The 16,054-nt window shown below is 70.6% G+C and carries 9 protein-coding genes and 1 pseudogene; 6 read left to right on the top strand and 4 right to left on the bottom strand.

The annotated features are described in order from the left end of the window. Window positions 1–314: 314 nt before the first annotated feature. Window positions 315–2,078, bottom strand: a complete 1,764-nt coding sequence (locus CW362_RS09640; protein WP_103548964.1) for a fatty acyl-AMP ligase — start codon at window positions 2,076–2,078, stop codon at window positions 315–317. A 634-nt stretch (window positions 2,079–2,712) separates the two neighbouring features. On the opposite strand from CW362_RS09640, the gene CW362_RS09635 reads away from it, so the two are divergent. After that, window positions 2,713–3,444 carry an alpha/beta fold hydrolase gene (locus CW362_RS09635; RefSeq protein ID WP_103548963.1) on the top strand — a complete coding sequence of 244 codons (732 nt, stop codon included), beginning with the start codon at window positions 2,713–2,715 and terminating at the stop codon, window positions 3,442–3,444. A gap of 163 nt (window positions 3,445–3,607) precedes the next feature. Here CW362_RS09635 and CW362_RS09630 read toward each other — a convergent pair whose 3' ends face one another. Continuing rightward, the gene (locus CW362_RS09630; protein WP_240657732.1) at window positions 3,608–7,732 is read right to left on the bottom strand and encodes an nSTAND1 domain-containing NTPase; all 4,125 of its coding nucleotides are present in this window, start codon (window positions 7,730–7,732) and stop codon (window positions 3,608–3,610) included. 433 nt (window positions 7,733–8,165) lie between these two features. Between CW362_RS09630 and CW362_RS09620 the strand changes: the two genes are divergently transcribed. After that, entirely contained in the window at window positions 8,166–8,414 is a 249-nt protein-coding gene (locus CW362_RS09620; protein ID WP_206300910.1) for an imine reductase family protein, read from the top strand. Between the two features lie 122 nt (window positions 8,415–8,536). Here CW362_RS09620 and CW362_RS09615 read toward each other — a convergent pair whose 3' ends face one another. Then, window positions 8,537–10,021 carry an MFS transporter gene (locus CW362_RS09615; RefSeq protein ID WP_103548962.1) on the bottom strand — a complete coding sequence of 495 codons (1,485 nt, stop codon included), beginning with the start codon at window positions 10,019–10,021 and terminating at the stop codon, window positions 8,537–8,539. Between the two features lie 248 nt (window positions 10,022–10,269). Between CW362_RS09615 and CW362_RS09610 the strand changes: the two genes are divergently transcribed. From CW362_RS09610 to CW362_RS09600, 3 genes and pseudogenes are all read left to right on the top strand, one after another. Continuing rightward, the gene (locus tag CW362_RS09610) at window positions 10,270–11,211 is read left to right on the top strand and encodes a helix-turn-helix domain-containing protein (RefSeq protein WP_103548961.1); all 942 of its coding nucleotides are present in this window, start codon (window positions 10,270–10,272) and stop codon (window positions 11,209–11,211) included. A gap of 137 nt (window positions 11,212–11,348) precedes the next feature. Further along, on the top strand, window positions 11,349–13,229 hold the full coding sequence (locus CW362_RS09605; RefSeq protein ID WP_103548960.1) for a hypothetical protein: 1,881 nt from the start codon (window positions 11,349–11,351) through the stop codon (window positions 13,227–13,229). A gap of 50 nt (window positions 13,230–13,279) precedes the next feature. Further along, a pseudogene (locus CW362_RS09600) lies at window positions 13,280–13,483 on the top strand (S8 family serine peptidase); the annotation flags it as partial. A gap of 155 nt (window positions 13,484–13,638) precedes the next feature. On the opposite strand, the gene CW362_RS09595 reads toward CW362_RS09600, so the two are convergent. Next, entirely contained in the window at window positions 13,639–14,283 is a 645-nt protein-coding gene (locus tag CW362_RS09595; protein WP_103548959.1) for a DUF305 domain-containing protein, read from the bottom strand. A 177-nt stretch (window positions 14,284–14,460) separates the two neighbouring features. On the opposite strand from CW362_RS09595, the gene CW362_RS09590 reads away from it, so the two are divergent. After that, window positions 14,461–15,987 carry an LVIVD repeat-containing protein gene (locus CW362_RS09590; RefSeq protein WP_376452239.1) on the top strand — a complete coding sequence of 509 codons (1,527 nt, stop codon included), beginning with the start codon at window positions 14,461–14,463 and terminating at the stop codon, window positions 15,985–15,987. Window positions 15,988–16,054: the final 67 nt, after the last annotated feature.

Raw genomic sequence — 16,054 nt, 5'->3', positions numbered from 1 at the left:
GATTCCGTACGGCCGACGCGACGGGTGCGCACGGCGTACGACCGACGCCGTCGACGCCCGACGCCCGGCAGACGGCAGACGGCAGACGGCAGACGGCAGACAGCAATTCGGGGGGCGGGCTGTGCATTCGAGGGGCGTACGGCGGACTTCGTACGGCGGACTCCGTGCGGCGGGTTCCGGTGGCGGTGCGAGCGCGGTACGCCCCCCGGCCCGACGCACGATCACCCCACCGACGGCCTACGGCCGGGCGACAGGCCTGCCCACGGCCGCCGACGAGCCGCCGACGGCGCGCGGACACGCCGTCGGCGGGGAGGTCATGTCGTCACGGGCCCGCTGACCAGGGAAAGCGTGCCGTCGAGATACGCCGCCCGGGAGGCATGGCGCTGGATCTTCCCGCTGGACGTCTTGGGGATGGTGCCGGGGTGGACGAGCACGACGTCGCGCACCCGCAGGCCGTGCGCCTCACCGATCGCCCCGCGGATCAGATCGATGATCTTCTCGGCCTCGCCCGCCGCCTCCGGTGCCGTCTCGGCGACGACCACGGGCTGCTCGCCCTCCTCTCCGCGGTCCACGGAGAAGGCGGCGGTGCAGCCGGGCCGTAGCGCCCAGTGGGACATCTCGGCGGACAGTTCCAGGTCCTGCGGGTAGTGGTTGCGTCCCTCGACGACGATCAGGTCCTTGAGGCGGCCGGTGACGAAGAGTTCGCCGCCTCGCAGGTATCCGAGGTCGCCGGTGCGCAGGAAACGGCCTTCGCGGCCCATGAGGGTGGCCCGGAAGGTCTGCCGGGTGGCGAGCGCGTTGCGCCAGTAGCCCTTGGCGACGCTCGCGCCGGAGACCCAGATCTCGCCGACCTCGCCCTCGGGCAGTTCTTCCCGCCGTTCGGGATCGGCGATCACCACGGTGACGCCGGGGCCGGGCCGTCCGGAACCGACCGCCGCCGCGTCCACCGACCTGACGTCCGCCGCGCCGGTGTGCGGCCAGGCTCCGTCGGCGGCGGCGGTGGTGTCCGTGGCGGCGATGGCCAGTGTGGGCGGGTCCTGCACCGAACCGCCGGTGACGATCAGCGTGGCTTCGGCCAGGCCGTAGCACGGATACAGGGCCTCGTGACGGAAGCCGGCCGCTCCGAAGGTCTCGGTGAACCGGCGCAGGGTCGCGGCCCGCACCGGTTCGGCGCCGTTGAAGGCGACCTTCCACCGGCTCAGGTCGAGGCCGTCGAGCAGGTCCGGTGTGACGTTCTTCAGGCACAGCTCGTAGGCGAAGTTGGGGCCGCCGCTCGTGTGCGGACGGTACCGGCTGATGGCGGTCAGCCAGCGCTCGGGCCGCTGTAGGAAGTGCAGCGGGGAGAAGAGGGTGGCGGTCACGCCGAGGTAGGCCGCGTTCAGGACCGGGCCGATGAGGCCCATGTCGTGGTAGACGGGCAGCCAGCTGACGAAGAGTTCATGGTCGTACTCCTCGATCACGTCGGGAGTGTGGCCCATCCGCTCCGTGATGACCCGCTCGTTGTCCAGCAGGTTCCCGTGGGTCACCATCACCCCGCGCGGGGCGGAGGTGGATCCGGAGGTGTACTGGAGGAAGGCGACCGAGTCGGCGTCGAGGTCGGGTTCGCGCCAGGAGGCGGCCGCCTCGTCGGGGATGTCCTCGGTGGCGACGCAGGTGATGTCGGCCAGCTCGGGCAGGTCTTCCGACATGGCGGCGAGGACCGCGATCACCTCGCGGCCGCCCAGGATCACCTTGGCGTCCGCGTCGGCGATCAGGCGCTTCATCCGGAGCAGGGCACGGTGGTTCTGCGAGCGCCCGTGCGGGGGCAGGCCCGGCACGGCGACGACACCCGCCGAGAGGCAGCCGAGGTAACCGCAGATGAACTCGATGCCGGGCGGGTACAGCAGCATGGCGCGGGAGCCGGCCAGGCCGCGCTCCTGCAGCCAGGCGGCGACGGCCCGGGACCGCTCGGCGAGCCGTCCGTACGAAATGTCCTGGATCTCTCCGTCACAGTCACCGGTGACGAGGTATCGGTAGGCGGTCCGGTCGGGCTGCCTGGAGGCATGCACGGTCAATAGGTCGACCAGGGAACGGGCCATGAGAGGAGTCTCACCTGTTCGGATAAGCGAGCGAGAAGACTGGAGTTCGAAGGCCGCGTCATGGGTACGCGCAGATGGCGTGTCCGCCTGGCCCCCTTGCCAGAACGTCCGTCTCGGCCAATCCGCCCGGGAAACGGCGATGATGCTCGCGCCGACCCCCTGGAGCCCCCTACGGATTGCTACCAACTAGTAACACGATAGCAAGCCTGATCGACTCCACCGCTGTAACCCCGGGTACTAAATGCGGAATTGGGCTATCCGACGGTCAGTCACCACAGGTGAACCGGATGAAGTCGCTGGTACGCGAGATGCGCCGGAACAGCATGCGAACCACGTCACGCACCCCGAACGGTGTTCGGCCCACCGGCCGCGCCCAGGGAAGTGGTGTACGGGTTCGGCCCGGTCCGGGGTGCGCTCCGGCGCCGGGCACGCCGGGTGGCACCGGCCGTTCCGGCGCTCGCCGGGCCCTTTCCGTCCTCACCCCGAGTCGGCCGGCCGAAGAGCGAGGACGGCTCGGGCGATCCGGCGATCCGGCGATCCGGCGATCCGGATGACCGAATACCGTGCGGTGCCTCTCCCCGGTCTCGAGCGGGACGCCAGTAGAGTCGGCCGGACGGCACTACTGGGGGAGCCGATGACGGCAGCGGACGCAGTACCCGTGGTCTTCGTTCACGGGACACGCTTCAGCGCAGGACAGTGGAGCGCACAACTCGCCGCGCTCCGGGACGAGTTCCCGACGACCGCCGTCGACCTTCCCGGGCACGGGGAGCGCTCGGCCCAGCCATGGAGCCTGAGCGGCGCGACAGAGGTCATCGCCTCCGCGGTGGACTCGCTCGGCCACGGACCGGCTCTGGTCGTCGGGCACTCGCTCGGCGGATACGCCTCGCTGGAATTCGCGCGGCGCCGTCCGGAACAGCTGCGCGGACTGGTCCTCGCGGGAGCCAGTGCCTCCACCCGCGGCCTCCGGACGGCGCCGTACCGGTGGGCTGCCAGGCTGGTCCCCCGCGTACCGGCGGATCGCCTCACCCGGTGGAACGACCGGCTGCTGCGGCGGCTCTACCCACCGGAAGTGGTGGAGGCGACCATCCGTTCCGGCTACGCCTTCCACACGCTGCCGGCGGCCTGGGGCGAAGTGCTGGGACGCTTCGACGCGGACGCGATGCGCCACGTGAGCGCTCCGGTCCTCATCCTGAACGGCGAGAAGGACACCTTCTTCCGTGCGCAGGAGACGGACTTCGCCCGCGCGCACCCCCGGGCGCGCGTCGAACTGATCCCGCGGGCGCGGCACCTCGCGAACTTCGACGCCCCGGCCGCTTTCACCGACGCCGTCCGCCGCTTCGCCCGGCAGCTCCCCGCCACCGGCTGAACACACCGTCACCGGGACAGCCCGGCCCATGAACCACCCACGTGGGTGATGAAACGGTCCTGGCCGTGGATCATGCGGGCCCGTCGGTACTGTCCCGACCACGAGCGCCTCCCCGAGACGATCGAATCGCTTCCGCCCCTCGGGTCGGGGCTGCCGAAGGTCCTCAACCTGTTTTACAGACGGGACTGCCTGACCGGTCCGACAGGTAGGCCGTCCGTTCCGCCGAGGTGAGGTCGCGGTCGACGGCCTGGCAGATCTTCTCGATCGCTGCGGCGGGTCGGGGAAGGTCGACTTTCCACAGCCTCGCGGTCTGGTCGACGCTGCCACTGGCGAAGGTGCCGCCGCCGGGGCTGAACGCCACCGACAGCACACCGGCCGAGTGTCCGATCAGCGTGGTGCGGGTTTTGCCGGACGCCGCATCCCACAGCCGCACGGTGTAGTCGTTGCTGCCGGTGGCGAGGGTGCGACCGTCGGGGCTGAACGCCACAGAATTCACCTCGCTGGTGTGTCCGATCAGCGTGGTGCGGGTCTTACCGGACGCGACATCCCACAGTCGCACAGTACGGTCGAAACTGCCGGTGGCCAAGGTATGTCCATCGGGGCTGAACGCCACTGTCTCCACCCTGTCGGTATGGCCGGAGAAGACGGTGCGGGTCTTGCCCGTGACCACGTCCCACAGTCGCGCGGTGCGAGCGCCACTGCCGGTGGCAAGGGTACGTCCGTCAGGACTGAACGCCACCGACGTCACGTAGGCGGCGTCTTCGACGCTCAGGGTCGTGCGGCTCTTGCCGGTGGCCGGATCCCAAAGCACTGTTGTTCCGTCAACGGTACTGGTGGCGAGGGTGCGACCGTCGGGGCTGAACGCCACCGCGTTCACCTGCTCCGCATGCACGTCCAGCGTGGTGCGGATCTTGCCGCTTCCTACGTCCCACAACCGTACGAAGTGGTCCCACAAGCCGGCCGCGAGGGTGCGGCCGTCGGGGCTGAACGCCACGGAGAGCGCCGCGGTGTCGTCCTTGAGGACGGCGCGGGTCGTGCCACTGGCGACGTCCCACAGCCTGATGGTTCCTTCGCCACCCGCAGTGGCGAGCGTGTGACCGTCAGGACTGAACGCCACCGACAACACCCCGGTGGTGTGTCCGGTCAGGATGGTGCGGTCGGCCACACCCCACAAACGCACACTGTGGTCGCGGCCACCGGAAGCGACAGTGCGCCCATCGGGGCTGAACGCCACGGAAACCACCTCGTTGGTGTGTCCGCGAAAGGTGGTGCGGACCGCTCCCGTGGCCACGTCCCACAACTGCACGGAGTGGTCAGAACTGCCGATGACGAGTGTGCGGCTGTCCGGGCTGAACGCCATCGTGCTGACGTCCCCCTGCAGAGTGGCGAGGGATTTTCCGGTGACCGCGTCCCAGAGCCCCACTGTCCCGTCACCGCTCGCTACGGCGAGCGTGGCGCCGTCGGGACTGAACGCCACCGATGCCACGGATCCGCCCTGTTCGGGCAGGGTCATGCGAGGGCTGCCGGTGAACACGTCCCACAAGCGCACGGTCAAGTCACCACTGCCGGTGGCGAGCGTGCGGCCGTCGGGGCTGAAGGCCACCGCGTGCACCGAGTCGGTGTGGTCGTCCAAGGTCGTGCGGAGTTTCCCCGTGCCCACGTCCCACAGCCGCACGGTCGAGTCGTCGCTGCCGGTGGCGAGGGTTCGGCTGTCGGGGCTGAACATCATCGTAGCCACCTCACTGGTGTGCCCGGTCAGCGTGATCCACGCCTTGCCGGTGGCCAGGTTCCACAACTGCACCGGCCCTGTGGAGCTACCGGTGGCGAAGGCGTGGCCGTCGGGGCTGAAGGCCACCGAGACCACTCCAGGAGCGTCCAGGGTGGTACGGGTCTTTCCGGTGACCACGTCCCACAGCCGTACGGTGCCGTCGCCACCTCCACTGGCGAGAGTGCGGCCGTCGGGGCTGAAGGCCACCGACAGCACGTCACGGGCGTGGCCGGACAGGCGTCGATGCAGCGGGAGAGCTGCTGCGTTGTTCAGGCTTTCAAGGGATTCGGGAGTGTGGCTGGTGCGGTACGCCTTGACGGCCAGCAGCGATGCGAGTTCGGGGTTCGACTCGATGAGGGCGTTGGACTGGGCGGCGAGCTGACGGGACTGGGCCGCTTGACGTGTGGTGACTGTTTTCCTCCATTGCCAGAGAACGCCACCCGCAGCGATGAGGGTGAGGGCGAGCAGGCAGGCGAGAATCATGTTGAGGCGTCGGCTGCGCCGGATGCCTGCACGCTGGCGGTCCCGGCTGGCGGTGAGAAAGGCCGCGATATCAGCTGGGAGACGTCGTTTCTGCGACCATTCGAGGCCTTCCGCGAGGGCCGTACCCCCTAGCAGGTCGCCCGGATCGGCGCTCTCCGCCCAGCGAGTCCGTCGTTCCCTCGTGCGCTCAAGCCATTCAAGGAAATGGCGATCCTGTCTGACCCATTTGCGCAGCATGCCCCAGTCGCGGATGAGCGCATCATGGATCAGTTCCGCCACCGGCTCCCCTGGAGGCGCGTCGGGGTGCCGGGGGTCACGCAGGGTCTGGGTGGTGATGATGCGGTGGCGGGTGAGCGTAGCCAAGACGGTGTCGACTTCGCCGTCGGTTGTCTCGTCCGGCCCCACTGCGAGATCACGCAGTTCGCCGAGGGGGATCTGCGCCCGCACGTCCGGGATACGACGGTTGGAGTCGGCGGGGTGCACGAGTGAGGTCAGGATACGGCGGGCGACGGACCGTTGACCGGGCGACAGTTCGTTGAGGGCGCTGTCGCACCAGGTGGTCAGGCTTCCGCTGACCGCTCCGATGCGGCGGTAGGCATCATGGGTGAGATATCCGTCTTCCCGCCGGCGCCACAGCTGTTCGAGAGTCAGCTCCAGTAGGGGCAGCACGGTCACGGGCGCCTGCCGGGCGGAGGCGTCCTCCGGAGTGATGGCCAGGACGTCGGTGACGATCTGCTCCGCCAGCCCTGGCTGGAAGCGAAGGCCCACGTCCCGGGCGGGCAGGGTGATGATGTCGTGGAGGTCCCGATGGTTCAGGCTGCCCGGGACGTTGAGGAGCCCTGGTGTCGCGGCTTCCAGCAACCGGGGGGCAAAGGCGGCCAGTTGGGGGTAGAAGTCGTCGCGCATGACCAGGATCACGGTGAGTTCGGTATGCGAGTCGACTCCATCGACGATCTGGTCCGCGACGGCCGGACGCCTGCTGTGATGGCTGTTGCCCGACTGGGTGAAGAGCTCTTCGAACTGGTCAATGATCAGCAGGATGCGCCGGCGCTCGGGTTCGGCTGCGAGCCGACGGGTGACGGCGGCGGCGATCCCGTCCGTGGACGCTTCGGGTAGCCCCGCGCGCTCGATTTCCGCAGCCAGGTCCTGTCTCGGCCGCACAAGCACGGTCAGCCACCGGTCACTGCCCGCAACGGCCCCTTCCGCCAGCGCCCCCAGCACCCCCGCCTGGATCAGCGACGACTTGCCCGAGCCCGACGGCCCGAGCAGTAGTGTCAGCCGGTGTTGGCGTGCCAGGCTGGTCAGGACCTGCCGTACAGCGTCCTGTCGGCCCTGGAACCACTGGGCGTGCTCCGCGGTGAACGGTTCGAGCCCCCGGTACGGGCACACCGCGCGTTCCACCAGCTCCGGCATGACATCGCGCAGCACCTGCGTCGGCGTGACATACGCGATGCCCTGGCCCCGTTCGAATGCGTCGGGCGCGGTGATCGCGGTGACCATACCGATGACCAGGCCGGTCTCCTCATCGAGGACGGGCCCGCCGCTGAAGCCGGTGGTGAGGTCGTTGGCACCCGTAAGCTGCAGAAGCGCGCCGTGGCCGTCCGAGCCCGGCAGCAGATCGCCCGCCTCACCGTAGCCGTGGTGTCCTTCCCGCGGTGCCTGGGTGGGGAACCCCCAGGAGCGGACAGCGTGGCCCCGGCAGTTCTTCGCCGAGCCGAGCGGAAGCGGCCACGCACCGCTCGGTACGCTGGTCAGCCGGAGGAACGCCACGTCCTCGTTCTGTGCCGCACGCCACAGCTCGCTCACGACATGGCCATGTACCTGCCCCTCCCCCTTCGCGTGGGGGAAGGCCAGCAAGAGCGTCTCCCCCGGACCGGCTCCGGCCGCCTCGACGACGTGAGCACAGGTGACCACCACACTCTCGGCGACCAGGAAACCCGCTCCAGCCACCACGCCGTCGGGGCCCAGAATCTGGGCAACGGCTGCGGGCAGGACCGATGCCATGCCGCCGCTGGTGTTCTTGTCCGTGCTGGTCACCGCGATCAGCTCCAACTCACGCGCGGGTGCCCGGAGCCACCTCTCTCCCCGGGCACGTTCCGATGACAACCGGCCTGGCTCTTTGCGATCACGTCCCCAGCGTCAGACACCAGGTCAACACCGAACTCGACGGTGATCTGGTCGGACGGGCTCTGCGTGGTCGGTCGGGCGTGGCGCGCACCGCCTCCGTGACCGGCTCCGAGGCACCTTCCGGGGCACCGGCTATTCGCGCACGGCATCGCCTGCACGGCCGGTCTTCACCAGCCCGTCCCGCACGGCAGTTGGCTGCTCGACCGGAATGCGGCCTCCGCCGTCCAGCGGAATACGGGTCCGAGGTGTCGTCGCGCACCGTTTTCCTCTCGTTCCGGCCCCGGAAAGTCGCCACCAGCTTTCCTGCCAACGGCATATGCCGCATCGCGGGTGAGCCGTAAGCGTGAGAGGTGGAATCCATACGAGCCGTGCCGCCCGGATCCGGGCCGGCCACTGCCCAGGAGAGCGGTCCACGATCGCTTCCGCGGCGTCCGGGATCGCGCACGTCATCAGCACGGCCACCGGCCACGGAATCGATGTGGGGATGCTCGCCGCGGCGAAGAGCACCATCGACCAGGCCGTCGCGGACGGCTACGGACCGAAGGGACTGGCACGCCTGACGACAGTCCTCCACAGGACCGGCCGAGCCTGAGCGCCTGCGCTCCGTCGGTCGGCGGCAGGGTGCACCGTCTTGACCCGGGTCCGGACGAGGCGGCAGGAGGCGGTGTCGGGTCCCGATGATCGCGCCCGCCAGGTGGGGCCGATCGAGGGGAGTCAGCCCCGGGGCAGCAGGAGGCGGGACAGGGCGGTGGTGGCCATGAGGAGGGCGGTGACGGCGAGGAGGCCGATGCGCATGCCCGGGAGGGAGAAGCTCCCGCCGGAGCCGGAGAGCAGGCCGCCGAAGAGGGCGACGGCCAGCGCACCGCCGGTCTGGCGGAACGAGTTGAGCAGACCCGACGCCGTCCCCGCGCGCTCTCCCGGCACGGCGTCCATCAGCAGCGCGGTCAGCGCGGGCACCGCGAGCGCACCGCCGACGCTCAGCGGCAGCAGCAGGACCAGCACCAGCCACACCGGGGTGTGCGCGGCCAGCGGCAGCATGGCCAGCATCGCTCCGGTGAAGATCAGCTGGCCGGCGACGATCACCGGCCGCCGCCCGATCCGCTCCGCCAGCCGCGGCGAGACGAGGTTGGTCGCCGTCACCACCGCCGACATCGGGACGAACATCAGCCCGGCCGCGATCCCCGACATTCCGCGCAGCTGCTGGTAGTACAGCCCGAGGAGGAAGATCCCTCCGTAGAAGGCGGCGTTGACGGCGAAACCGACCGCCAGCGCGACGGTCACCCGGCGGTCCTTCAGCATGTCCAGCGGGACCATGGGCCGGTGGTGACGGGCCTCCACCACGCGAAAGGCGTACCCGGAGGCGACGGCGAGCCCGGCGGCGACCAGCACGGGACCGCTGGTCCAGCCCAGGTGACCGCCCTCGATCACCGCGAAGGCCAGTCCGCCCAGGGCCAGTACGGCGGTGAGCTGGCCGCCGCCGTCCACCGCGGCAGGCCGACGCACGGAGCGCGGCACCCGGGTCAGCAGGCCCAGGATCACAGCGCCCACCGGGAGGTTGAGCAGGAAGACCGCCCGCCAGCCGGCCGATTCGGTGAGCAGCCCGCCCAGGACCGGACCCGCGGCCATCGCCACCGAACCACCGACCGTCCACAGCGCGATGGCCCGAGCACGCGCCCGGGCGTCGTCGTAGGACTGCCGGATCAGCGCCAGCGAGGCCGGCATCACGACCGCGGCGGCGCCGCCCTGGGCGACGCGCGCGCCGACCAGCACGCCGATGCCGGGCGCCAGTGCGCAGCCGAGGGAGGCGAGGGTGAACAGGGACACGCCCCAGGCGTAGGCGCGACGGGCACCCGCACGGTCGGCGAGGGCGCCGGCGGAGATCATCAGGGCCGCGAACATCAGGGTGTACGCGTCCACCACCCACTGCAGTCCGGTCATCCCGCCGCTGAGGGACTTCCCTATCGCGGGCAGGGCGATGTTGACGGCCGAGACGTCGATGGTGATCACCGTGAAGCCGAGCAGCGAGGCGACCAGTGCGACACCGCCGTGACGCGGCGGGGTGGGAACGTCGGCGGGTGGCACGGCTGGTCGGGGCTGCTGCGACTGTCGCTTCCGGAGGGTGGGCGCCGACGACCGCCGACCGTGCCCGTGGGCGAGCGCGGTGGACGCGGACGTGGAGGGGGTGGATGTGGGCCGCATGACGAACTCCTGTGCAGGAAAGCGGAATCGACTGTGGGTCGGGAAGGGATCGGCGGGCGGCTCCGGTCCGTCGGGGCCGCGGTCCTGTGCCTCGCACCCCCTGGGCCCCGGCGGCCGGGCCGCCCGCTGCGGGACCAACTCTCGTCCCCTGTGCGGCGATCCGGCAGACCGGGCTGTTCCCGGGGTGCGGCGTTCCAGGCCCTGACAGGGCCCCCCACGTTCCCGGTCCACCTGCCACAATGGGCCGAATGGCAGCAGCAGACTCACGGGGCACCGAGCTCGGCAGATATCTGAAGGCCCGCAGGGCGCAGGTCCTCCCGGAGGACGTCGGCCTCCCGGCCGGTGCGGGACTGCGCCGCACTCCCGGACTGCGCAGGGAGGAACTGGCCGCGCTGGCCGGAGTGAGCGTCGACTACTACATCCGGCTGGAGCGCGGCAGGGAGGCCAACCCCTCCCCCGCCGTCGTGGACGCCCTGGGCCGCGCCCTGCGGCTGCGCGGCGACGCCTATGAACGCCTGCACGAGCTCGCGGAGCTGGCCTCCGGCCGGATCGGTGAACTGCCCGCCTCCCCCGATCACACCGTCCGCGACTCCATGCTGCGGATGCTGGAGTCGGTGCGCCCGCTCCCCGCCTACATAGTCAGCCGCTACAACCGCGTACTGGCCGCCAATCCGCCCGGCCGGCGACTGCTGCCCGGACTCTGGGACTGGCCGCAGGAGCAGCGCAACCTGACCCGCTACCTCTTCCTCCACCCGGTCGGCCGCACGCTCTACCAGCCGTGGGAGGAGACGGTGGCACTCTCGGTGGCGCATCTGCGGGCGGTCGCCGGAGCCGACCCCGACGACCCCGAACTGACTACGCTCGTCGGTGAACTGGTCTTGAAATCACCGGAGTTCGCGCGACTCTGGGAGCGGTACGACGTCTGCGAACGCGGCGGCGGACAGAAGACCTTCCAGCATCCGAAGGTCGGACCGATGACCCTGACCTACGAGGTCATGCGACTGGCCCGGTCGGGCGGCCAGCGGATGGTGGTCTACCAGGCGGCCCCCGGCACCCCGGACGAAACGGCCATGCTCCGCCTGGACCCCGCGGACGTCCGACTGCGGACGGCGCGCTCGGACCATCCGGAGCATGCCGCCGGGCCGTGTCCCGCCGACGCGTCGTCCCCGGCCCACGCCTCCGCCGGCTGAACCCGGACCGCCGCCTCCCGACGGCACGAGGACGACGCCGACGGCGTGTGCGGCGACCGCGTCCCGAGATCGCACGGGCGGGCGGGCCGGGGTGCCCGCGCGGCCCGTTGTCGGTGCCGTCCGCCATGATCGGAGGCATGAACGACATCGCCACGGTCCCGTCCCCGCCTCCCCACGTACGGTTCACCTACGCCATAGGCAGCGCCCTGCAGGGGCTCGTCCGGGTCCCGGACTGCTGGCGTTCGGGCATCTTCGACGACATCAGGCACATCGGGCGCTACGTCGAAGGCAGTCGGTCCCTCGGTCCGGCCGAACAGGAGGTCCATCTGTCGCCGGGCCGCAACACGGCAGAGATCTTGGACAGTTGGAAACCCGATCCGGACGGACGGAAGGTCCGCCTGCCCGGAGCGGGTACCTGGACGGAGGCCATAGGACGCCCCGGCGCGCTCGCGTTGCGCGCGGCGTCCCCCGCGACCAGGCCGGAGCGCCGCGACATGGTGCTCGACTTCCTGGAGATGTGGGCGGGGACGCCGTTCGCCGATCCGGCCTACCGCTTCCGCGTGGGCCGGCTCGACGGGACGACCTCGTTCAACGCCCGCGACCACCAGGGCGTCTCCTTCGGCCTGTACTTGCCGGCAGCGCGCAGAAACCTCTACTTCGAGGCCGTGCTGCCCGGCGGCGAGGCCGCCCCGCGTCCCGAGGAACCGCTCGACGTCGTGGACCGCCACCACCGTTGGGGCACTCCCGGACAGCTGCTGCGCCTGGTGGAGCTCGTCCGGGAGCGCGGCCCCGTCGCCTGGGACCCGGACGCGGTCCTGACCCTGAGCGAGGCGACCGGGATGAGCCGCCCCGCCGCGGCCCTCGTCCTGGCCGGCAACCCCGGCACGGGCAGCTACCACGGCAACTCCTTCCTCGACCAGCACGAACGTGCCGTGCTCGGCTTCAAGAGCGGTGAACTCGAATCGGCACAGGCCGAGTTGTCGTGGATCCTGAGTATCGAAGGGCGACTCGACCTGCTCGCCGACGTGATGCCCGAGGACCCCGCGGACCTGTGGGAGCCGGGCGGTGTGGCCCGCCTCGCGGAGCGCACCGCCGCGGTCTGGGCACAGCAGCACGGCGTCCGTCCGGCCCCGCCGTGGAGCACCTGGCAGGCCGCGCTCGCCCTGGAGGCCGAGGTGCCGGCGGCCCGCCTGTGCCATCTGTTCCTCGACCCGACGGACTCCGCCCTGCCGCCGGACTCCCACCCGCAGGTCCGGTCCGGCCGGCCCGAGCCCCTGCGCCCGTACACTCCGTGGGAGTTCATGGGAAAGTACGGAGCCCATACCGTCGCGAACGCCGTCTTCGCCGGCCTGACGTGGGCGTACACGGACCTGCCCGCCGGGGATCCCGTGCGCGAGGGAATGCCCGAGGCCGCCCGCCACCTGCGCGAGGTGCTGGCCCGGGACGACGCGCAGGCCGGGCTCCTCCACCCGAACCTGATCCACGGCCGCAGCGGGAACGAGCGCTGGGCCTGGCTGACGGGCAGCGCCTGCGACCGCATCACCGCCCGCGTCGCCGTCGGCGATCTGCCCCCGGGCCGCTACGAGTCCGACCCGCGCGCCTGTGTCCCGGACCTGGTCGCCGACGTCGCCACCACTCTCGACCTGTCCGAGGACGCCGCCGCCCTCTACCTCCAGCTCCTGCTGCTCCCCGTGCCCTCGGACCGCAACGTACGGCGTTGGAACGCCTGGAGTCCGGCCCGTCACAAGGCGGCCGCGACGGAGCTGGTGGCGCGCGGTCTGGTGGTGGAGGACCGCAGGGCCCGGGCGGGCCGCAAGCACTTCCTGCCCGGCCCGTGGGCGCACGCCAAGAAACCTCTGCCGCCGATGGAGACCTGGAAGGCACCACTGATCGGCGCGAAGGTGCACACCTACGGAAAGAACGAGGTGTACGCCTTCGATCTGCTGCCGGGTACGCTCCCCGAGTTGTTCACCGAGGCCTGGCGGCTGGTCCGCGAAGCCCAGGGGCCGGCGGCCTGACGATCGGTGACGCACGGCGGCGCGCGATGCCGTCCGCCCCGCCCGCTTTGGCCGGCTCCGACTCGGCCACGTACACGGGCAACGGCACCTCGTTCGCCGCCCCGCACGTCTCCGGAGCCGCCGCCCTCTATCTGACCGCCCGCCCCGGCGCCTCCCCGGCGGCCGTCGGCGGCGCACTGGTCGACGGCGCGACCGGTGGAGTCCTCAGCGGCATCGGGTCGGGTTCCCCGAACAAGCTGCTGAAGCTCGTTCCCTGGACGGGACCGAGGTTTCGTACGAGAGGCCCGGCCGGATCTTCCGGTCGGGCCTCTCGCGCGAGGACTGCCCCTCGGACTCCCGGCCGGGGTGTTCACGCTTCCGGTCGAACTCCGGTGGCGCCGCGTCCAGCGGTCCCGTCACGGGACGTCGTTCAGCGCATCCCGCGCATACGGGTGATCTCGCTGGTCTGCTGGGCCACCACGTCGTCGGCCATCTCCTCGATCAGCAGGTTGTTGCCCTGCGCCTTGACGTCGGTGGCCATGGCGACGGCTCCCTCGTGGTGAGTGATCATCAGGGTGAGGAAGAGGGCGTCGAAGTCCGCGCCGCGGGCCGCGCGCAGCTCCTCCATCTGGGTCTCGGTCGCCATTCCGGGCATCCCGGCGTGCCGATGGTCCCCGGCGTCCCCGGTCTCCGTCTTCCCGTGCGTCTTCAGCCAGCCCCGCATGGCCTCGATCTCGGGGCGCTGAGCCGCGGAGATGCGCAGGGCGAGACGCTTGAGGTCCCCCGACCGGGCGCGGCCCGGGACGAGCCCGGTCATCTCCAGGGCCTGGGCGTGGTGCTGGATCATCATCCGGGCGTACGAGACGTCGGCCGCGTTGGGGCTGTCGTCCTCGGCGCGCTGCGCGGCCGCCTCGTCGGCGGAGAGCGTGCGGTTCCCCTCGCCCGGTGCGCCGGGAACGATCACCGAAGGCCCGCCGCCGTCGGCGGACCTGTCGCCGGTGTCCGCGTCACAGCCGGCGAGGGCGAGCACGAGCAGCGCGGCCGCGGTGGCGAGGGGCGCCCGGCTTCTTGACACAACGACCTCCTGGTGCGGGGGAGTTGATGAACCTGACCGACACTCATGGATCTTCGCACCGATCACCGGTGAGATTCATGACGAATGCGTTACCCACCTTTGATCTGTGCATGATGAAGACGATACTTCGGAGGACCGTGAACCGTTCCCTCGTGAACGGCGACAAGGGAGGATGCAGTGACCCTGTTGAACCACCCCCGAACGCGGCCCGGACGGCTGGGTCGAACGCGGCCAGGACGGCTGGGTGTCGTCGCGGCTTGCGCCGGACTCCTCGCGGCGCTCCTGACGGCCGTCCCCGCAGCCGCCACCCCCGACCCCGGGGACGGCCCGGCCGCGGAACGCCAGGTGTCGCAGGAGGCGCGGGCCCGGGCGGCCGAGGCGATCGCCGACGGCGAGTTACCCGGACAGGACGAGATCGTCCACTCCGACAACATCGAGCACCTCGCCAACATCCCCAAGGACGTACTGCCGGGCATCAACTCGGACCTGGCCTTCCAGGGCCGGTACGCCTTCGCCGGCAACTACGACGGCTTCCGCATCTTCGACATCTCCGACCCCAGGGCGCCGAAGACCGTCGCGCAGGTGCTCTGCCCGGGCTCGCAGAACGACATCTCCGTCTCCGGCGACCTGCTCTTCCTCTCCACCGACTCCTCGCGCAGCGACAGCAGTTGCAACAGCACCACGCAGCCCGCGACCGAGAAGTCCTCCTGGGAGGGCATGAAGATCTTCGACATCAGCGACAAGAGGAACCCGAAGTACGTCGCCGCCGTCGAGACCGCCTGCGGCTCGCACACCCACACCCTGGTGCCCGAGCGCAGGAACGTCTACGTGTACGTCTCCTCGTACTCGCCGAACGCCACCTACCCGGACTGCCAGCCCCCGCACGACGGCATCTCCGTCATCAAGGTGCCGCGCAAGGCCCCCGAGCGGGCGGCGGTCGTGAACTTCCCCGTGCTCTTCCCGGGCGAGGGCCCGGACGGCGGCGGCAACCCCGGTTCGCCCACCAACCCGGGCGTGTCCAAGACCACCGGCTGCCACGACATCACCGTGCTGCCGGAGAAGGACCTGGCCGCCGGTGCCTGCATGGGTGACGGCATCCTGTTCTCCATCGAGGACCCGGAGAACCCGAGGGTCATCGACCGGGTCCAGGACAACGTCAACTTCGCGTTCTGGCACTCGGCGACCTTCAACCAGAAGGCGAACAAGGTCGTCTTCACCGACGAGCTGGGCGGCGGCGGCGCGGCCACCTGCAACGCCGAGATCGGCCCGAACCGCGGCGCGGACGGCATCTACGACATCGTCGGCAAGGGTGACAAGCGCAAACTGGTCTTCCGCAGCTACTACAAGATCCCCCGTTACCAGGCGGCCACCGAGAACTGCGTCGCCCACAACGGCTCGCTGATCCCGGTCAAGGGCAAGGACCTGATGGTCCAGGCCTGGTACCAGGGCGGCGTCTCGGTCTGGGACTTCACCGACTCCTCGCACCCGAAGGAGATCGCCTACTTCGAGCGAGGTCCGCTGTCCACCACCGGACTGGTCACGGGCGGTGCCTGGTCGGCGTACTACTACAACGGCCACATCTACTCGAACGACATCGCCAAGGGCTTCGACGTACTGAAGATCGACGACCGGCGCACGGACCCCGCCAAGCGGGTGCGACTGGGCGAGCTGAACGTCCAGACCCAGCCGGACTACTTCGACTGACCCCGGTCGGCCCTCCCGTCGCGAAGAAGCGGGACAGGTCCGCGCCGTCCCGTCGGGCGCCTCGGCG

Source organism: Streptomyces populi (genome assembly GCF_002911015.1).
In the GTDB taxonomy this organism is placed as follows: Bacteria; Actinomycetota; Actinomycetes; order Streptomycetales; family Streptomycetaceae; genus Streptomyces; species Streptomyces populi.
The sequence above is the reverse complement of the archived record's forward strand: the minus strand, read 5'-3'. Positions and strand labels throughout refer to the sequence as shown.